The sequence below is a fragment of the Flavobacterium sinopsychrotolerans genome (assembly GCF_900110375.1).
GTDB classification, from domain to species: domain Bacteria; phylum Bacteroidota; class Bacteroidia; order Flavobacteriales; family Flavobacteriaceae; genus Flavobacterium; species Flavobacterium sinopsychrotolerans.
This window is the reverse complement of the sequence record NZ_FODN01000001.1, coordinates 904,314-923,114: the sequence shown is the minus strand read 5'-3', so window position 1 is coordinate 923,114 and position 18,801 is coordinate 904,314. Positions and strand designations below refer to the sequence as shown.

General features: G+C 31.9%; 17 protein-coding genes. 13 read left to right on the top strand and 4 right to left on the bottom strand.

Annotated elements, in window-relative coordinates:
• Positions 1–5: 5 nt before the first annotated feature.
• Positions 6–2,195, bottom strand: coding sequence for a ribonuclease R (rnr, locus tag BMX64_RS04150; protein WP_091166468.1), 2,190 nt, complete (start codon positions 2,193–2,195; stop codon positions 6–8).
• Between the two features lie 119 nt (positions 2,196–2,314).
• Between rnr and BMX64_RS04145 the strand changes: the two genes are divergently transcribed.
• Together BMX64_RS04145 and rpiB are read left to right on the top strand one after the other, a co-directional pair.
• Positions 2,315–2,548 (top strand): hypothetical protein, encoded by a 234-nt coding sequence (locus BMX64_RS04145; protein WP_091166467.1) that lies wholly within the window; start codon positions 2,315–2,317, stop codon positions 2,546–2,548.
• Between the two features lie 731 nt (positions 2,549–3,279).
• Positions 3,280–3,708 carry a ribose 5-phosphate isomerase B gene (gene rpiB / locus BMX64_RS04140; RefSeq protein WP_091166466.1) on the top strand — a complete coding sequence of 143 codons (429 nt, stop codon included), beginning with the start codon at positions 3,280–3,282 and terminating at the stop codon, positions 3,706–3,708.
• Here the strand turns inward: rpiB and BMX64_RS04135 are convergent.
• Positions 3,705–3,983 (bottom strand): DUF1294 domain-containing protein, encoded by a 279-nt coding sequence (locus BMX64_RS04135; protein WP_091166465.1) that lies wholly within the window; start codon positions 3,981–3,983, stop codon positions 3,705–3,707. The two genes, rpiB and BMX64_RS04135, sit on opposite strands and share 4 nt — an antisense overlap.
• Positions 3,984–4,047: 64 nt before the next feature.
• Here BMX64_RS04135 and BMX64_RS04130 point away from each other — a divergent pair, with 64 nt between their 5' ends.
• Positions 4,048–6,171 carry a Tex family protein gene (locus BMX64_RS04130; protein ID WP_091166464.1) on the top strand — a complete coding sequence of 708 codons (2,124 nt, stop codon included), beginning with the start codon at positions 4,048–4,050 and terminating at the stop codon, positions 6,169–6,171.
• A 41-nt stretch (positions 6,172–6,212) separates the two neighbouring features.
• Here BMX64_RS04130 and BMX64_RS04125 read toward each other — a convergent pair whose 3' ends face one another.
• Positions 6,213–6,386, bottom strand: a complete 174-nt coding sequence (locus BMX64_RS04125) for a Sec-independent protein translocase subunit TatA/TatB (protein WP_091166463.1) — start codon at positions 6,384–6,386, stop codon at positions 6,213–6,215.
• A gap of 212 nt (positions 6,387–6,598) precedes the next feature.
• On the opposite strand from BMX64_RS04125, the gene BMX64_RS04120 reads away from it, so the two are divergent.
• The 7 genes from BMX64_RS04120 (at position 6,599) to BMX64_RS04090 (ending at position 15,103) form a co-directional block, all read left to right on the top strand.
• The gene (locus BMX64_RS04120; protein WP_091166462.1) at positions 6,599–7,096 is read left to right on the top strand and encodes a peptidase; all 498 of its coding nucleotides are present in this window, start codon (positions 6,599–6,601) and stop codon (positions 7,094–7,096) included.
• 38 nt (positions 7,097–7,134) lie between these two features.
• Complete coding sequence (locus BMX64_RS04115; protein WP_091166461.1) at positions 7,135–8,622, top strand: GH3 family acyl-acid amido synthetase; 1,488 nt, start codon at positions 7,135–7,137, stop codon at positions 8,620–8,622.
• Positions 8,623–8,658: 36 nt separating this feature from the next.
• Complete coding sequence (locus BMX64_RS04110; RefSeq protein WP_091166460.1) at positions 8,659–10,338, top strand: DUF6909 family protein; 1,680 nt, start codon at positions 8,659–8,661, stop codon at positions 10,336–10,338.
• Positions 10,339–10,347: 9 nt separating this feature from the next.
• On the top strand, positions 10,348–11,334 hold the full coding sequence (locus BMX64_RS04105) for a hypothetical protein (protein ID WP_091166459.1): 987 nt from the start codon (positions 10,348–10,350) through the stop codon (positions 11,332–11,334).
• A 47-nt stretch (positions 11,335–11,381) separates the two neighbouring features.
• Positions 11,382–12,686 (top strand): MATE family efflux transporter, encoded by a 1,305-nt coding sequence (locus tag BMX64_RS04100; protein ID WP_091166458.1) that lies wholly within the window; start codon positions 11,382–11,384, stop codon positions 12,684–12,686.
• A gap of 76 nt (positions 12,687–12,762) precedes the next feature.
• Positions 12,763–13,833, top strand: a complete 1,071-nt coding sequence (locus tag BMX64_RS04095) for a hypothetical protein (RefSeq protein WP_091166457.1) — start codon at positions 12,763–12,765, stop codon at positions 13,831–13,833.
• Between the two features lie 130 nt (positions 13,834–13,963).
• Positions 13,964–15,103, top strand: a complete 1,140-nt coding sequence (locus BMX64_RS04090) for an O-antigen ligase family protein (protein WP_244273219.1) — start codon at positions 13,964–13,966, stop codon at positions 15,101–15,103.
• Positions 15,104–15,117: 14 nt separating this feature from the next.
• On the opposite strand, the gene BMX64_RS04085 is transcribed toward BMX64_RS04090, so the two are convergent.
• The gene (locus BMX64_RS04085) at positions 15,118–15,504 is read right to left on the bottom strand and encodes a hypothetical protein (RefSeq protein WP_091166455.1); all 387 of its coding nucleotides are present in this window, start codon (positions 15,502–15,504) and stop codon (positions 15,118–15,120) included.
• Positions 15,505–15,732: 228 nt separating this feature from the next.
• Here BMX64_RS04085 and BMX64_RS04080 point away from each other — a divergent pair, with 228 nt between their 5' ends.
• From BMX64_RS04080 to BMX64_RS04070, 3 genes are all read left to right on the top strand, one after another.
• On the top strand, positions 15,733–16,848 hold the full coding sequence (locus BMX64_RS04080) for a glycosyltransferase (protein ID WP_091166454.1): 1,116 nt from the start codon (positions 15,733–15,735) through the stop codon (positions 16,846–16,848).
• A gap of 16 nt (positions 16,849–16,864) precedes the next feature.
• Positions 16,865–17,593 (top strand): class I SAM-dependent methyltransferase, encoded by a 729-nt coding sequence (locus BMX64_RS04075; protein WP_091166453.1) that lies wholly within the window; start codon positions 16,865–16,867, stop codon positions 17,591–17,593.
• Between the two features lie 194 nt (positions 17,594–17,787).
• Positions 17,788–18,771, top strand: a complete 984-nt coding sequence (locus BMX64_RS04070) for a UDP-glucuronic acid decarboxylase family protein (protein ID WP_091166452.1) — start codon at positions 17,788–17,790, stop codon at positions 18,769–18,771.
• The last annotated feature ends 30 nt before the right edge of the window (positions 18,772–18,801 follow it).

Sequence of the window (18,801 nt, the reverse complement as noted above, 5' to 3'; positions counted from 1 at the left end):
TTTTTTTATTTTAACGGTTCTTCAATTCTTCTTAAAAAATTAAAATCCAGTTGTTTTTTAACTAAATCGGCATTTTTTACTTTAACGTAAATTTCGTCTCCTAATTGTAATAATTTACCAGAAGTTGCGCCGGTTAGTGCATATTGTTTTTCGTCAAAAGTGTAATAATCATCTTTTATATCTCTGATTCTACACATTCCTTCACATTTATTCTCGATGATTTCAACATAAATTCCCCACTCTGTCACACCGGAAATTACGCCTAAAAATTCCTCATCCTGATGATCCTGCATGTATTTTACCTGCATGTATTTGATAGAATCACGTTCCGCATTGGTTGCTAAACCTTCCATTGTTGATGAATGCAAACACTTAGTTTCATATGTTTCTTCATCAACAGATTTTCCTCCATCCAAATAATGCTGCAACAATCGATGCACCATGACATCTGGATAACGACGAATTGGCGAGGTAAAATGCGAATAATAATCAAAAGCTAAACCGTAATGTCCTATGTTATCCGTAGAATATTTGGCTTTACTCATACTTCTAATCGCAAGCGTATCAATTAAATTCTGTTCTTTCTTACCATTTACATCTTCCATTAATTTATTCAAAGCTTGTGAAATAGAACCTTGTTTAAAATCAATTTTATGTCCAAACTTGGCAATAACAGCTTGCATCGCAAAAAGTTTATCTTCATTTGGCTCATCGTGAATCCTGTAAATGAAGGTTTTCTTTTGTTTTCCAATATATTCCGCTACTTTTCTATTGGCTAAAAGCATGAATTCTTCAATCAGATGATTCGCATCTTTTGAAACTTTAAAATAAACACCTTGAGGTTCGCCTGCTTCATCTAAATTGAACTTCACTTCTACTTTATCAAAAGAAATTGCTCCTTCAGCCATTCTTCTTTTTCTAAGAATTTTAGCTAATTCATCCATTTTTAGCGTCGCAGCAACAATTGCTGCTGAAACTTGATACGAACTTCCTGTAATCGAAATTTCTTCCGGAATCACATCGTCTTTGGTTTCTATGATGTACTGCGCTTCTTCGTAAGCAAAACGTTGATCAGAGTAAATTACTGTTCTACCAAACCATTGATTCACCACTTGCGATGTTTCGGTAATTTCGAATATAGCTGAGAATGTATATTTTTCTTCATTTGGACGTAATGAACACGCAAAATTTGATAATACTTCAGGTAACATTGGCACTACTCGATCAACTAAATAAACCGAAGTTGCTCTTTGATACGCTTCATCATCCAGAATTGTTCCTTCTTGAAGATAATGCGAAACATCGGCAATGTGAATACCAATTTCGTAGTTACCATTTTCTAGTTTTTTGAATGAAAGTGCATCATCAAAATCCTTCGCATCTTTTGGATCAATGGTAAAAGTCAACGTATCACGCATATCGCGACGTTTGGCAATTTCACTTTCTTCTATTGAAGTATCAATTTTTTGTGCAAACGTTTCCACTTCAATAGGAAATTCTGATGGCAAACCGTATTCAGCAAGAATTGCATGGATTTCTGTATCATGCTCTCCAGGTTTCCCTAAAACTTTTATTACAGAACCAAAAGGACTGTCAGCTCTGGCTGGCCAATCTTCGATATGAACCAAAACTACATCGCCCTGCTCCGCCTCGCCTATTTTATCCTTTGGAATAAAAATATCAGTATACATTTTTGGATTTGCTGTAGAAACAAAAGCAAAATTAGCTTGAATGTCAATAACACCAACAAAATCGGTTTTATGTCTTTCAAGGACTTCAATCACTTCACCTTCCGGTCTTTTTCCTTTTCTACGATTGTAAACATACACTTTGACAATGTCTTTGTCTAAAGCGTGGTTTAAGTTATTTGTAGGAATAAAGACATCTTCTTCCATTTCAGGACAAACAAAATAAGCTGTTTTACGTCCTGTCATGTCAATCTTACCTTCGTAATACTCTTTACTTTCAGCCTTCACTAAGTATTTACCTGGTTCTGATTCTATAATTTTATTTTGCGAAGCCAAAATCTTCAAATCTTTGATAATTTGATTTCTGCTTTCGGTATCGTCAAGCTCTAGCTTTGCTCCTATTTGTTTGTAGTTAAATGCTTTATTAGCACTTTGCGATAATATTTTTATAATTTTTTCAGAGAAATCTTTCCCTTTTTTTATCGGCTTTCTTAATCTTTTACTCATAAATCTGTTCTTAAAAGTCTAAAATTACAAAATACTAAACTGTTATCAGTAAAGAGAGCACAGTTTTAAAGAAAATATAACTTTACAGAATAGTTGTATCTTTATAAAAAGTATCAAAAATGGAAGAATTTCAAACCATTGCAATTTTCAATTATTCCCATGAAATTGTAGTTATTAAGCATTTGCTGGAGCAGGAAGAGATTAACTATTTTTTTGAAAACGAAACGTTGGTTTCCATTGATCCTTTTGGCAGTTTCGCCTACGGTGGAATCAAACTCAAAATTCATTTCAACGATTTTGAAAAAGTTCAGGAATTATTAGACAACCTAAACAACAATTTGAAAATCGTTTGAAACTGAAATCAATTTTTTGACTTTAATTTTTTTGAAAGTTGTCAACATATATTAATATAATAAAAAAGAAAAATTAAATTTAAATTATTTTTTGGTTGTTATTATAGCTTGTTAATAGTGGCAATAAATTTATTTTAAAACGCATTGAAATCAAGTTTAAAGATGTTATCGGGAGTTATCAACATACTTATTTTTGGATAAAGTCTTAGTTTTAAAGTATTTTTAGATTTTAATTAACAATGGTTGATAACAGAAAAACTATTGGTTTTGTAAATAACTCACACTACGGTTTTTTGTTGATAACCTGCTTTTTAATATTGATAACTATTCTAAAAATTCCCCGAACTAAATTAGGATTTAAAAACTGGGTTTTGGATTACTTATTTTTTGGATACAACCCAAAAAAACTTCTAATATTCTATCTAAAGTTATGAACACTTTATGTTAATTTAAAGTTAACTGAATATCAAGTGATTACGTTTTGCTATTAACAATGCAAATTTTTAACATTTATTTTATAAATTTTTCATTGATTTACAGCTATTTATACATTTTACAGAATTGTTGATAACTGCTAATTCAATATGAATCTGATAGTTACAGAAGCGTTTGTTGAATTCATTTTTGAAGGTAAATTTCAATTAAAATTATCTAATAAAGAAGCAAGATTTAAATTCATCAGAATAGATTACTTTATTTAAATTTGCAGCACACAACCTAATACATATAATATGAAAATCTCCATAGGAAACGATCACGCAGGACCGGATTACAAAAAAGCAATTGTTGAAATGCTGCAAGCAAAAGGACATGAAGTAACGAATTACGGAACCGATTCAGCAGAAAGCGTGGATTATCCTGATTTTGGACGTCCTGTTGCCACAGATGTTTCTGAAGGAAAAGCTGATTTTGGAATTGTTATTTGCGGAAGCGGAAACGGAATTTCAATGACAGTAAATAAACAAGCCAAAGTTCGTGCTGCTTTATGCTGGATGAAGGAAATTGCAGTTTTGGCACGTCAGCATAATGATGCGAACATTATTAGTATTCCTGCTCGTTTTACTTCGATTCCACAAGCAGTAGAAATGGTAGAAGCATTTTTAAACACTGAATTTGAAGGTGGAAGACACCAAAATAGAGTAGATAAAATTTCTTGTTAGTACTCTATTATTCCAGAATAAAAAAGTACAAAAAGGATTAAAATTTGGATTACAATAATTCCGTAAAACCTCAAAAGGAAGCTTTCTTTTGAGGTTTTATGTCTAAAGAAAAGCATGGCTAACCCGGAACCAATTGTGCCGCCCAGAATACTTGTAAACAATAAATTACGTTCTGAAATTCTCCATTTTTGCTGTATGGCCAGCCGTTTGTCAACTCCTATTATTGAAAAAGCGACTAAATTAATAAGCGGAAAATACCAGAATAAAAAAGACATAAATAAGGAGTTTTGACCCAAAGATACTATTTTAGCAATATGATTTTATAATCTTAAATTTAAAATGACTAACATACAATTCATAGCTAAGTCTGTTCAAACAGCAGCGATTAACATTCAAAATACCGTTCAATTATTACAGGAAGATTGTACAATTCCGTTTATTTCGCGGTATCGAAAAGACAAAACCGGTAATCTGGACGAAGTCTTTATTGAGCAAATTGCTAAATTCCAAAAGGAATACGAAGTGATTGTAAAACGCAAAGAAGCGATTTTAAAATCGATTCAGGAACAAAATGCGCTTAGCCCAGAATTAGATAAAAAAATCCAGAAAAGTTTCGATTTACAGGAATTAGAAGATTTTTATCTGCCATTCAAAAAGAAGAAAAAAACTAAAGCCGATGCTGCCCGCGAAAACGGATTGGAGCCATTAGCAAAAATCATTATGGCGCAGAATAATGATGATGTCGATTTTATTTCGACAAAATATTTGAACGAAAATATCATTAATGAAGATGCGGCATTACAAGGTGCCAGAGATATTATTGCCGAATGGATTAATGAAAATATTTATGTTCGAAAGCAACTCCGAAGATTGTACCAACGCAAAGCAACCATTACCACCAAAGTTGTAAAAACGAAAAAAGACGAAGAAGCGGCGCAGAAATTCAGTCAGTATTTCGATTGGTCAGAATCGTTGACTAAAGCACCATCGCATCGATTATTAGCGATGCTTCGTGCCGAAAATGAAGGTTTTATCAAGTTTAAAGTTGAAGTTGATATTGATGAAGCGTATGATATTATTGATGCGTTAGTTTTGAAAGGTCAAAATAAAACTACGCCAAACGTACAATTAGCCATAGAAGACAGTTACAAACGATTACTGAATCCGGCCATTTCAAACGAAGCTTTGCAAGAAGCTAAAGCGAAGGCTGATGCCAATTCGATTCAGGTTTTTGCGAATAATTTAGGGCAATTATTGTTGGCACCGCCTTTGGGTGAAAAACGAATTCTGGCGATTGATCCGGGTTTTAGAAGTGGATGTAAAATTGTTTGTTTGGACGAAAAAGGAGATTTGTTGTATAATGAAACCATTTATCCACATGCGCCTCAAAAGGAGGAAGCGATGGCGATGAAAAAAATCCGTTCGATGGTGAATTCTTACAAAATAGATGCGATTTCAATAGGAAACGGAACTGCATCACGTGAAACGGAATTCTTTATCAAGAAAATAGCTTTTGATAAGCCGGTTCAAGTTTTTATAGTTTCCGAAGCGGGAGCATCGGTGTATTCGGCTTCGAAAATTGCCAGAGACGAATTTCCTAATTATGATGTTACGGTTCGAGGCTCAGTTTCTATCGGAAGACGATTGAGTGATCCGTTGGCTGAATTGGTGAAAATTGACCCGAAAGCCATTGGCGTAGGTCAATACCAACATGACGTAGATCAAAATAAATTAAAAGAAGAATTAGACAGTACGGTGATTCGTTGCGTAAATTCAGTTGGAATAAACATTAATACTGCGAGTAAACATTTACTGAGTTATGTGAGTGGAATAGGAGATAAGCTTGCCGAAAACATTGTGAATTATCGTTCTGAAAACGGTCCATTTACAGATCGTAAACAACTCAAAAAAGTGCCTCGTTTAGGTGAAAAAGCGTATCAGCAAGGCGTGGCTTTTATCCGAATTTCGAACGCAAAAAATCCGTTGGATAATTCAGCGGTTCATCCGGAATCGTATGGAATTGTGGAGAAAATGGCAAAAGACTTGAAATTGACGGTGAATGATTTGATTGCCAATAAAGAAAAAACAGCTTTGATAAAACTAGAAAATTACATTACATCAGAAATAGGTTTATTGGGATTGAAAGACATTATAAAAGAATTAGAGAAACCAGGATTAGACCCAAGAAAATCAGCCAAAGTTTTTGAATTTGACCCGAATGTAAAAACGATAAAAGATATAAAAACAGGAATGGTTTTACCGGGAATTGTCAATAACATTACCAATTTTGGTTGTTTTGTGGATATTGGAGTCAAGGAAAGTGGCTTGGTACACATTTCGCAACTCAAAGCGGGTTTTGTCAGCGACGTAAATGAAGTGGTAAAATTACACCAACACGTTCAGGTAAAAGTAACGGAAGTCGATGAGGATAGAAAGAGAATTCAGTTGACAATGGTTATTTAACCCATAAAAAAAGGCTTTTCATAATTGAAAAGCCTCTTTTTTTATTTTGTTTCTTCTTCTTTTCTAGCTGCTGGTTGGTCATCTTTAGCAGCATTTTTGAATTCCTTAATTCCGCTTCCAAAACCTTTCATAAGTTCCGGAATTTTTTTACCTCCAAAAAGTAATAAAACAACTGCCAATATAATCAGGATTTCTGTAACACCGATACTACTCATAATACGATAATTTATTGCCGAAGCAAATTTGTAATAAATCTAGAAGCAAAGGTAAATAGAATTAGTTTACTGAAATTCATTTTACTTCATTTATTTAGTTTCAAAAGCGTTAAAAATTTACTAAAAATTAATTTAGGTTTGTAATACGGGACCAATACAAGGAAATACAAGCAACGACAATAATTGTTATATTTGTTCAATAATCAATTTATATGTCCAAGAAAAGACAAAAACGGCGAAAAATAAAGGAAAACTTATTCAATAAACGACGTTTAATTATACTAAACGAAGATACATTTGAAGAAACTTTTTCATTGAAACTTACTTTAATGAACGTTTTTGTGGTAGCATCTTTAGGAGCAATAATTATTACATTTGTTACCACTTTTATTATTGCTTTTACTCCTTTACGAGAATTTATACCAGGATATTCTTCGTCAAAATTAAAGAAAGACGCTATGGAACTGGCTTTAAAATCAGATTCTTTGTCAAAAGCCTTGAAAAGAAATGAAGCGTATATTAAATCCATTCAGAAAGTGTTAACAGGAGAATTAGAATATGCAAAATTCAGTAAAGATTCGATACTTTCGGCTGCAGATGAAGTTTCTTCTCAAGTTGATTTATCGCCATCCAAACAAGAATTGGAATTGCGGGAGCAAATAGCAAAAGAAGAGAAAAATCCGCTTTCTAAAAAATTAAAAAAAGAGTAAAAAAACAAATTTTTATCTTTTAAAGAACAAAAATAAAAATGTCAATAAAATCAATTGCAGCCAAATTATTTGCGCAAAAAATATACAAGAAAACACAACTTTGGGCCAATAATCCTATTGAAACGCAAAAGAAAGTTTTACGAAAATTAATCAAAGATGCGGAGCAAACACAATTTGGTATCGACCATCATTTTGACCAAATAAAAAATGAGAAGGATTTTGCCAAACAAGTTCCAGTTCGGGATTATGAAGCGTTAAAACCGTATGTTGATAAGGTGGTAAAAGGTGAGGAAAATATCCTTTGGAAAGGAAAACCGCTCTATTTTGCGAAGACTTCCGGGACGACTTCCGGTGCCAAATATATTCCGTTGACTAAGGAATCGATGCCGTATCATATTGAGGCGGCCCGCAATGCGATCCTGCATTACATTCACGAAACCGGAAAAGCTGATTTTGTGGATGGGAAAATGATTTTCTTGCAAGGAAGTCCAATATTAGAAGAAAAAAATGGCGTTAAATTGGGTCGATTGTCTGGAATTGTGGCGCATTTTGTTCCAAAATACCTTCAAAAAAACAGAATGCCCTCATGGGAAACGAATTGTATCGAAGATTGGGAAACCAAAGTAAATGCGATTGTCGAGGAAACATTCAACGAAAATATGGCTGTGATTTCTGGGATTCCTTCTTGGGTACAAATGTATTTTGAGAAATTGCATCAAAAAGGAGGAAAGCCAGTAGGTGAAATCTTCAAAAATTTCAATTTGTTTATTTATGGCGGCGTGAATTATGAACCGTATCGCGCCAAATTTGAAAATCTTATTGGACGAAAAGTAGATAGTATTGAGTTATTTCCGGCTTCGGAAGGGTTTTTTGCGTACCAGGATTCCCAAAAAGAAAAAGGAATGTTACTGCTTTTGAACTCCGGTATTTTTTATGAGTTTAAAAAAAGTGACGAATTCTATACTGATAATCCAAAACGATATACTATTGGCGAAGTAGAATTGGGAGTGAATTATGTTTTGATAATTTCTACCAATGCGGGACTTTGGGGCTATAATATTGGCGATACGGTTCAGTTTACCAGTTTAAAACCATACCGAATAATTGTCTCGGGAAGAATCAAACATTATATTTCGGCTTTTGGAGAACATGTAATTGGGAAAGAAGTGGAAAGTGCGTTGCAGGAAGCAATTATTGGCACTAACATTCGAATCAATGAATTTACGGTCGCACCACAAATCACTCCCGCAGAAGGTTTGCCATATCATCAATGGTTTATTGAATTTGAGAACGAACCGGAAGACAGCGTATCTTTTGCGGAAGCGCTGGACAATGCCATGCGAAAACAAAACATGTATTATGATGATTTGATTGTGGGCAAAGTGTTGCGAAAAGTGGTGATTTCTAAAGTCGTTAAAAACGGTTTTCAGGACTATATGAAATCGATTGGTAAACTGGGCGGTCAAAATAAAATCCCTAGACTTTCGAATGATAGAAATATAGTGGATTTGTTAAAAAGTAAATAAATGTCTTACCTTTGAAGGTTAGAAAATAAGCAGAAAATGAAAGAAACAAAAAATATATCACGCTCCAGAGCGCAAGAATCATCGGCAGCAATTGAAAAAATGTACATTACGATGCGTCACCTTTTTAACAGGGGATTTTACAAACCTATGGGAATTTCAGGTGATACGCTGCGCGAAGCATTGTTAGCACTGCGACCAGAAATTTATGGAAATATTGCTGAAGAAAAAGTAGAATTGAACGGACTTTTATATGTAATTGAACGTCTTCCGGTAGGAATTGAAGAATGTAGATTTATCAATTTAACATCGGATGAAGGGTATTCTAAATCGCATTTTCAGGCGATTGTACCGCCAAAAAGACGTCGTAATTGTTACCGCATCGATGAGGAACAAATGAATGTGGAGATTACAAGAGGACGTTCTGATATTTATGATATTCTGACGCATTTGACCTTTATTTTCATCGAATCACACAAAATTAGAAACAGGGTTTTACTGGATGATGCCGGTGAGGTTTCCCGCGACTGGTTCAAACTGGAACAAGCGGTTTCCCAAAAGAAGAAACTGACTCAGATAGAAAAAGAGAAAGCCATTTCACACGCTGCCAATATTCTGGGAAGAACATTTGAAGAAGTATTGGATATTTATGACGCTTTTGGTTCAGCTGCTGCACCAGATCGTTTCTTGCATGTCATCTTTTGGTTGGGGAAACTCGCCATAGAAGAAATTGTAGACGATAATAAGAGAACAATCACTTTCAGTCCTATTTTGAGAGAACGATTGGGACACCACATTCATGGGGAAATATGGGCTACTAATATCAAGGAAGTTTTGAAAGAAAACCAACTTTTAGACCGTCCAATTCACGTAATCAGTGCCAATATGCACAGTGTGATGAATTCTATTTTTGCAACGGAAGTTTTGAAAACCAAGTTCAAAGATAAATCGGATTTCTTCATTTATGAGGAATTGAGTAAGTCCGGTGCCAATGCGGTTCGAAATCAAGTGGAAGAAGTTGCGTTGAAATGCGGAATGATTTCCTTACCGGATACATCAGGAACAAATATCGATGTGCAGATTTTTGATACCGCAAAAATTGATTGGGCAAAAACGTCTTTTCCTAAGGCGAATATCGGTGATAAAGAACCAGTATTGATTGTTATGGATTATGCGTTTGGAGAACAAGCGTATGAAACCATTGATGAGCTTTTGAAACCATTTAAAAAAGACACCTTATTGAATGTGGAATCGGTTTCTATCATGGGGAAAGCGGGAATTTTGGAAGGTGGAAAAGGAGATATCATGATTCCGAATGCACACATTAATGAAGGAACGGCGGATAATTATTTTTTCGAAAATGAATTGACTGCTGATATGTTTGAAGGAAATGATATTGCCGTTTTTGCAGGTCCAATGGTTACCGTTTTGGGAACTTCATTGCAAAACCGAGATTTATTGAAGTTTTTCCATGAATCGACTTGGGGAATTATCGGATTGGAAATGGAAGGTTCTTATTACCAAAAAGCGATTCAATCCGCTTCTAAAATCAGAAAGAGTGTTCCACATGATGTCAAAGTAAGATATGCGTATTATGCCTCTGATAATCCTTTGGAAACCGGAAGTACATTAGCTTCAGGCGGATTGGGAACAACAGGTGTAAAACCTACTTATTTGATTACAATTAAAATATTGGAACAAATTTTCAACGTAAAATAAAAACATAGGATGAACAATAACCAACCCAATAACCAAGAGGATCAAGAAATTGATTTGTCGCAAATTTTTCAAAAAATAGGAAAATTATTTGATTGGATTAATACTTTTTTATTTAAATGTATTCAGTTTTTTGTAAAAAATGCGATTGTAATTTTGATTTTGTTGGTAATTGGAGTTGGGTTAGGGTTTTATTTAGATGTGACAAAAAAAACCTATGATCATCAAATTATAGTTACTCCAAATTTTGAAAGCACTGATTATTTATATTCAAAAATTGATTTGATTGAATCTAAAATTAAAGAGAGGGATACCGTTTTTCTTAAAGAAATTGTAGGGATAAAAAAACCTAAAGAAATAATTGAAATTGCAATTAAACCCATAACGGACGTTTATAAATTCATTGAAAACAAGAAAGAGAACTTCGAATTAATCAAGTTAATGGCAGAGGGTGGAGATATAAAAAAAATCCTCGAAGATAATTTAACAAGTAAGAATTATACCTTACATACGATTACTTTCAAAACTAAAAACCAAACAAACAATACCGGTACTGTTCAACCTATTTTAAATTATTTAAACGAAACGGATTACTATAAAAAAATCCAAAAAGAAACGGTAAATAATGTTCGTATGAAGATGATTCAAAATGACACTATTATTTCACAAATAAATGGTGTTTTGAATGGATTTTCTAATATGGTAAATGGCGCTCAAAAAAGTGATAAATTGGTTTATTATAATGAGAACACGCAACTTAACGATGTTATTAAAACGAAAGAGACTTTAATTAATGAACAAGGAATTCATAGAGTAGGATTAGTAGGATTAGATAAAATTATCAAAGACAATAGTTCAACATTAAATATTGAAAATACGAACTCAGTGAATGGAAAGTTAAAATTGGTTTTGCCTATTTTATTTTTGCTTTCATTTATTTTAATTCATTTATTTTTAGGTTATTACAAAAATCAAATGAAAAAATCAAAAATGATTTAGTTAATTCGACAAATACAAATTCCTGAAATTTTGAAAAAAAAATCAATATGGGTTTCAATAAAATAAAAAAAAATCCATTTGTTTTACAGAGTTTAAAAACGATGTTCTTAAGAATTATAGGTGTAGTTACCCTTTTTGGATTTTCATTGTTTTTAACGCATAATTACGACCCGAAAATCATTGGTCAATTCGACTTTATAAGAATAGTTTTATTAGTATTAAGCAGTATTTGTGTTCTCGGCACGGATCAATCTATATTATATTTTACGGGGATTTTAAAAAGCAAAAATGAAATCCAAAAATTAAAGATGATTTATAAAAAAATTGTTTTACTTATTTTTGTATTGTGTTTACTGGTATTGCTTATTTTTTTTGGTATTGGTCGAAACAGTATTAATTTATTTTTCAACGATAAAAGTACTTATGTTTTGATGACCAAGGCAATTATTGCTTTGTTTTTTTATTCCATAACCTTGTTTAACACTGAAACAATTCGAGCATTAGATAAAATTTATATTGCTGAATTATTTAGAAATACTTTTAAGTATGTTTCTGTTATTTTTGGTGCTATTGTATTGTTTTATTATCACCAGGAAACCTATTTGGTAGATACTTTTTTGATAGGATTTGTAGCGCTTTCGATTATAACAACGATTATTATTTTTCGGCTTTTCAAAAAACAAAAAGACGATTCAATACTACCAAGTGACACGAATCCTTTTTCGTACTCCTTTATTGCTCACAAATCATATCCTATGGCTATAAGTAATTTAGCTGTTTTTTTGATGATGACTTTTGATATAGTCTTTTTAAAAAAATTTAAAGGAGATGAAACGGTAGCCTATTATGCCATTGCAATGAAGTTAGTTTCGATTTTGTTTATGATTAATAATTCGGTGTATATTTCTGTTTCTTTAAAAATCGCACAACTTTACACAGACAATAATAAAAAGGAACTATTAAAAACGTTGAAACAAAGCGCCAGAATGATTGTTTTTCTAACAGTACCGGTTGTTTTATTTGTTTGTTTGTTTTCCGAAAATATTTTATATTTCTTTGGAGAAAATTATACACAAAGTAAACAAGCGCTTTTGATATTAATGGTGGGTCAGTTGTTTGCTTCTTTTTTTGGAGTATCAGCTATATATTTGAATATGACAGGAAGACAAAGTATTTTCCAAATCGTTTTAATTTTTGCGGTATTAGTCAATTTAATTCTAAACATTATATTAATTCCGGAGTATTCTATGACTGGAGCAGCAATTGCTTTTGTTTCAAGTTTACTTTTTTGGAATATAGTTACAGCAATAATTGTTTATAAAAAAGATAAGTTATTAATTTTATTTCATTAAAATAAGAAGGAGAAATAATACCCATTTTAATATAATTATTCACGGATAAAATAAGGTTTTTCTATAAAAAGCATTGATGAAAACACTAATAAAAAAAAACAAAGTGGTATTTATAGGGTTGTTTTTTTGCAATTTAATCATAGCCTTTTTGACGCCTTATATTTTACCGGAAAGATATTTTAACGATACTGTAATAATTGTATTTGACAAACACCATGAAATAGGCTGGTTTGGCAGTTATCCGTTTGCCATCATGTTTTATAAGCTTACTGGTATGCGACATTTTCCTTTTTTTGTTATTGCCCTAATTCAATTTCCTATAGTAACCTACATCTTATATAAAATTGGAGTGCCTTCAAACTTCCATAAGTTAAATGTAAAGAATGGTTTAGTGTATGTTGCTCTTCTTCTCACAGGGATATATATGTCTATGCCAACTAAGGAATTTATAACTTTTGTAATGTTTTGTACCATTCCTTTTATATTTCAGTCCAATAAAAAACCAAGATTCAAAATTATTTTTTCATTGATTTTAATCGCTTGTTTCTCGTTTTTCAGGCCCTATTACTTATTGATGCCAATATTTGCAATTGGGATGTATGTAATATCGTTTATCAAATTTGAGAATAAAACATTTTCTACTATTTTTTATGGATTACTAATTGCCATTTTTTTATCACTGAGTCATGGAGTTGTAAGAGGAGAGTATATTTCTAAACTAACTAGGGAAAATTATGTCATGAATAAGATTAATAAAAACAATATAAATACGGCTATTGTTTCGCCAATATCACAAGATACCTGGTATGGCGAAGCGTTTGGTATTGTTTATGGTTTTATGGCGGTAAATGTACCTATAGTCGAAGCTATTAAACATATTTTATCTCCTCAAGTTCTAGCCTTTGTTGTATGGCAATTATTGATTTTTTATATTTTATTTGTTCGGTTTTCTCGATGTTTAAAAAATAGAAAACAATATCAACTGGAGTTGTGGATATTACTAATTTTGTTCGCTTATTTTATAGTTCAAGGTATTTTTGAACCTGATTTAGGTACTTCAATTAGACATAAAATAGGCCTTTTCCCTTTAATATATTTTGCATTGTATTATGAAAATTTCAGAAAAGAGATTCAACCAAGTATTTAATTTATTATTGTTTTTAATTGCGATTACATTAATTTTCAGAAAACTATGTACAGTTTTCCTGATAGTTTTTGTAGTTTTCAATTTATTGTTTTTTAAAAAACTAAAGATTTCAAAAAGCCAACTACCAATTATGATAGTAATAGCAGCTCCGTTTTTGATGGAAATGTTGTTTTTTGGAAATAATGATTCTTATGCTATTGGTTTAAAATCACTCGAAAAAAGTCTTTCATTACTTTTTTTCCCAATATTTATAATTGGAAATTATCAACGGATCCAATTTCTTAAAATATTGAAAGCCTATTGTATTGGTACAACACTTATCATGGTATTCTTTTTTGTGCGTTTTATAGTGTTGTATCCGGAGCATTTCTTTAAATATCTTAATGGGATTCATCTTTGGGAAATGGGTTATGTATTTTCGGATAGTATTGGGATTCATGCACCGGCTCTCAATATGCACTTGGCTTTTGTAGCTTTTTCTAATCTTTATTTTTTGCTAGAAACTTCAAAAACAAATTATAATAAATGGTATAAAATAGGAGATTTAGTGCTTTTTATCAGCTCTTTCTTTTTTGTTTTATATGTGAATACCAGAATGGCATTATTAGGTACTTTGTTTGGTTTTATGGTGGTGGGCTATTTCCAAATTTCCAAAAGGGATAGTTCTAAAATTATCTTCAAAAGAGCAATTGTTATGTTGCTTTTGATAGGCTCCGTTTTATTTTTATTCATACAAAAGAATCCTTTCATGAAAGAAAAATATTCGACTCAGATTTTTTCGAATATGGATAAAGTAGGGAAATTAGACGCCATAGATCATCCGGAAATAGCCGTGTACAGTTCTTTTGTAACTCGATTATCCATCTGGAAATCAGCATGGGAATTATCCCTTAAAAACCTTCCTTTTGGCGTGGGAGCATCGGATGGAAAGATAGAATTAGTAAAGTATTTTAAAGAAACGAATCAAATATTTCTTGCAAAATATGAGTTCCCAACACACAATCAATTTTTAGATTATTTATTGAAATTTGGAATATTGGGACCAATTGTAGCCTTATTTTATATTGGATTTATTGCTTATTTGGGAATTAAGACGAAAAATGCAGTTGTACTTTCTTTCTTTTTTTTGTTTTTCATTTCAAACCTTACCGATGATTTCCTTCTTCGTTTTGATGGAATTGTTTTTAGCGGATTATGGATTTCTATATTTGCCAGTTATTGGCTTCAACAAAAAAGTAAGCGGGTTGCGAATAATATTTTTTTAGAATGACACAAAAAAACCGCTTATTTAGCGGTTTTAATTACATCTTTTCTAAATTCTAAATTTGGATAAATTTCTCCAACTTCTGAAAATTGTTGTAATGTTTCAATAGGTACATTTTTCACAACATAATCCTTCCCAGCAGGTAGTGTTTTGATATAATCATCTGTTGCGGCTATAGAATTAGTTCTCCAGCGAACCCCTTCTTTTATTAAATACCATTGACCATTAGTTCCCAAAACAATTTTACCTTCGTAACGGTCAAAGTCAGTAACTTCAACTTTCACTTCATTAGATGCTTTTGGCGCAACCTCTTGAATGGTATCTTGCTGTGTCGTTTCCTCTTTCTTGTTTCTACAAGACAATGAAAATAAAGCAACTAGAGTCGCGATCATAAACGTTTTTTTCATTTGAATTTATTTTAAATGATAGAAATCAAAATTTCCGTAAATATCGTTATTTTTTTTAATCAAAGAAATTTAATAGAAGTTATATACAGTAGGAATATTTTTTAAAATAGATGCTCATTTAATAATTTAGATCAATACTTTGTAATTATTAAATTTGTGATACATTTGATTTATATTATTAAATGAGCAAAGAATAGCGAATGATTATTATTCTTTTACATCAAAAAAATGGCAAAAAAAAAGATAGTTCATTTATTGCATTCTATAGGAGGAGTCGATGTGTATTTGAGACTTGTTTTAGAAAATATGAATACTGATTCGTTTGAAAACATTATTATTCATGGAACTAAAGACACGGAAAAACCTTTTTTTGATAAAAACGGGAATACAATAAAAGAATATAAAGTTTCTATTTTTAGAGATATTTCAATATTCTATGATATTAGATCATTATTTCAAACGTATAAGATTCTAAAAAAAGAAAAGCCAAATCTGATACACGCACACAGCGCTAAAGGTGGAATTGTAGGCCGAATTACAGGAAGATTATTAGGAATAAAAGTGATTTATACGCCACACGCTTTCTCTTATTTAAGTACGCAAAATAGTCTGAAAAGAAGCCTTTTTTTGAATATTGAAAAGCTTCTTGCCAATGGGAATAGTCTACTTCTTGCCACATCAGCGTCCGAAAAAAAGCGAGCTATTGAAGCCGTTGGTTATAAACTAGAAAATGCAATAGTATTCAACAATTGTATTGAGCCAATAACTAAAATACAACCCTTAACCATTCCTAAAACGTGGCCTGAAGCTTATATTTGTACCGTTGGTCGTCCATCGTATCAAAAAAATATTGAACAAATGATACGGGTAATGCATGAAGTTAATAAAGAAGCTAAAATTCATTTAATCGTAATGGGAGTTGGCCCGGTATCAGGCCAGTTAGAATCCGTTAAAAAGTTCATTCACGAGTTAGACATGGCCAATGACGTAACACTTTTAAATTGGACAGAAAGAACCGACGTTTTTTATATTATTAATCATTCTAAGTTTTATATTTCAACGTCCAGATATGAGGGAATGCCATATTCTATTATTGAAAGTTTGGCACTATCTAAAGCTTGTGTAGTTACTAACTGCGATGGAAATAAAGATTTGATTATTGATAATTATAATGGATTTGTTATTGAAAATGAGGATTTAAAAGGTTTTAAAAGTAAAATTTTGAAGCTATTGAGTGATAAAGAATTATTGGATAAGTTATCAAAAAATGCGTTTAATTCGTATTCCGAAAACTATAATATTAAAGAAAATATTTCTGAACTGGAATCTATCTATTTAGAATAATATTGAAAAAAAGTTAATGTATAAAGAGCTCATCAAACAAAAGATTAAGAAAGAAAAATTTCATCCCGGGATTATTGGTTTTTTCATTAATTATAATTTTCTTATTCGGAAATCAATTCGAAGTGCTATAAAAAATAATGCTGATAAACTTAATGGTTCTTTGTTAGATTTTGGTTGTGGAACGAAGCCTTATAAAAATCTATTTGTAAATGTAAAGGAATATATTGGTGTAGATTATAAGATTGAAGGAAGGGAACAAAATTACAATGAAGTAGATAATTTTTATGATGGAAAAGAAATTCCATTTGAAAATGAACGGTTCGATTCTCTTTTGTGCACCGAAGTTTTAGAGCATGTTTTTAATATCGACGAATTATTAAAGGAATTTAATAGAGTTTTAAAGAAAAACGGAAAGGCTTTAATAACGACTCCTTTTATGTGGGAGGAACATGAAATGCCCTATGATTTTGCGAGGTATACAACACCTGCTTTAAAACATTTGTATCAAAAAAATGGTTTCAAGGTGATTGAAAACTTTAAAACAGGAAATTATATTGAAGTTATTTTCCAGTTCAATTTAAATTACATAAAGAATATACTCCCTGAAAATAAGTACTTAAGACAGGTTTTTCTAACTCCTTTTATCATCTTTTTTAATTTTTTTGGAGTGCTTTTCAGTTTAATATTGCCAATTGATAAAACAGCTTATTTCAATAATGTATTTGTTTTAGAAAAAATTGAATAATTTAAATTGCTTCACCAATAACTGAACATAAACGGTTATGAAAAAAAAGATTTTGCTTATATTTCTTTCACAATCCTAACGATAAGTTTATTTTTGACAGAAACCTCGTTGAGTGGTCAAAGAGAGTTATATTATTGAAGTAATTATTTGCTTTTAATAAATTACTTCTATGATATCCAAACTATAAAATCAATATGAAAAGAATACTCATCACCGGAGCCGCTGGATTTTTAGGATCACATCTTTGTGACCGTTTTATTAAAGAAGGTTATTTTGTTATTGGAATGGATAATCTCATTACGGGAGATTTAAAAAACATAGAACATTTGTTCAAACTGGAGAATTTTGAATTTTATCATCATGATATCACCAAATTTGTTCATGTTCCAGGTCAACTAGATTATATTCTGCATTTTGCTTCGCCTGCAAGCCCAATAGATTATTTGAAAATTCCGATCCAAACCTTAAAAGTGGGTTCTCTTGGAACGCATAATCTTCTAGGATTGGCACGTGTTAAAAAGGCGAGAATCCTTATTGCATCTACTTCTGAAGTTTACGGAGATCCATTGGTTCATCCACAAACGGAAGAATATTATGGAAATGTAAACACGATTGGACCAAGAGGTGTTTATGATGAAGCAAAGCGTTTTCAGGAATCCATAACTATGGCGTATCATACGTTTCATGGTGTAGAAACCAGAATCGTTAGAATTTTCAATACTTATGGTCCAAGAATGCGTCTTAATGATGGCCGCGTAATTCCCGCTTTTATAGGTCAGGCAATTCGTGGGGAAGACTTGACTATTTTTGGGAACGGAATGCAAACCCGTTCGTTTTGTTATGTAGATGATCAGGTAGAAGGTATTTTTAGATTATTGCATTCTGATTATGTGTATCCGGTAAACATTGGTAATCCGGATGAAATTACCATCAAGGATTTTGCAGAAGAAATCATAAAACTGACAGGAACCAATCAAAAAGTAGTATATCATCCTTTACCTGTAAATGATCCTTTACAACGTCAGCCTGATATTACAAAGGCAAAAGAACTGCTTGGATGGGAAGCCAAAATAGGTCGAGCCGAGGGAATGAAAATCACTTACGACTATTTCAAATCGTTGTCCAAAGAAGAACTTTCTAAAGAAGAACATAAAGATTTTTCGGGTTACATTAAATAGCAAAAGAATAACATAATTTTATATTCGTTT

What these genes read in the sequence shown, in the direction of transcription:
- rnr (WP_091166468.1), bottom strand. Translation starts at nt 2,195, where the DNA reads ATGAGTAAAAGATTAAGAAAGCCGATAAAAAAAGGGAAAGATTTCTCT.
- BMX64_RS04145 (WP_091166467.1), top strand. Translation starts at nt 2,315, where the DNA reads ATGGAAGAATTTCAAACCATTGCAATTTTCAATTATTCCCATGAAATT.
- rpiB (WP_091166466.1), top strand. Translation starts at nt 3,280, where the DNA reads ATGAAAATCTCCATAGGAAACGATCACGCAGGACCGGATTACAAAAAA.
- BMX64_RS04135 (WP_091166465.1), bottom strand. Translation starts at nt 3,983, where the DNA reads ATGTCTTTTTTATTCTGGTATTTTCCGCTTATTAATTTAGTCGCTTTT.
- BMX64_RS04130 (WP_091166464.1), top strand. Translation starts at nt 4,048, where the DNA reads ATGACTAACATACAATTCATAGCTAAGTCTGTTCAAACAGCAGCGATT.
- BMX64_RS04125 (WP_091166463.1), bottom strand. Translation starts at nt 6,386, where the DNA reads ATGAGTAGTATCGGTGTTACAGAAATCCTGATTATATTGGCAGTTGTT.
- BMX64_RS04120 (WP_091166462.1), top strand. Translation starts at nt 6,599, where the DNA reads ATGTCCAAGAAAAGACAAAAACGGCGAAAAATAAAGGAAAACTTATTC.
- BMX64_RS04115 (WP_091166461.1), top strand. Translation starts at nt 7,135, where the DNA reads ATGTCAATAAAATCAATTGCAGCCAAATTATTTGCGCAAAAAATATAC.
- BMX64_RS04110 (WP_091166460.1), top strand. Translation starts at nt 8,659, where the DNA reads ATGAAAGAAACAAAAAATATATCACGCTCCAGAGCGCAAGAATCATCG.
- BMX64_RS04105 (WP_091166459.1), top strand. Translation starts at nt 10,348, where the DNA reads ATGAACAATAACCAACCCAATAACCAAGAGGATCAAGAAATTGATTTG.
- BMX64_RS04100 (WP_091166458.1), top strand. Translation starts at nt 11,382, where the DNA reads ATGGGTTTCAATAAAATAAAAAAAAATCCATTTGTTTTACAGAGTTTA.
- BMX64_RS04095 (WP_091166457.1), top strand. Translation starts at nt 12,763, where the DNA reads ATGAAAACACTAATAAAAAAAAACAAAGTGGTATTTATAGGGTTGTTT.
- BMX64_RS04090 (WP_244273219.1), top strand. Translation starts at nt 13,964, where the DNA reads ATGATAGTAATAGCAGCTCCGTTTTTGATGGAAATGTTGTTTTTTGGA.
- BMX64_RS04085 (WP_091166455.1), bottom strand. Translation starts at nt 15,504, where the DNA reads ATGAAAAAAACGTTTATGATCGCGACTCTAGTTGCTTTATTTTCATTG.
- BMX64_RS04080 (WP_091166454.1), top strand. Translation starts at nt 15,733, where the DNA reads ATGGCAAAAAAAAAGATAGTTCATTTATTGCATTCTATAGGAGGAGTC.
- BMX64_RS04075 (WP_091166453.1), top strand. Translation starts at nt 16,865, where the DNA reads ATGTATAAAGAGCTCATCAAACAAAAGATTAAGAAAGAAAAATTTCAT.
- BMX64_RS04070 (WP_091166452.1), top strand. Translation starts at nt 17,788, where the DNA reads ATGAAAAGAATACTCATCACCGGAGCCGCTGGATTTTTAGGATCACAT.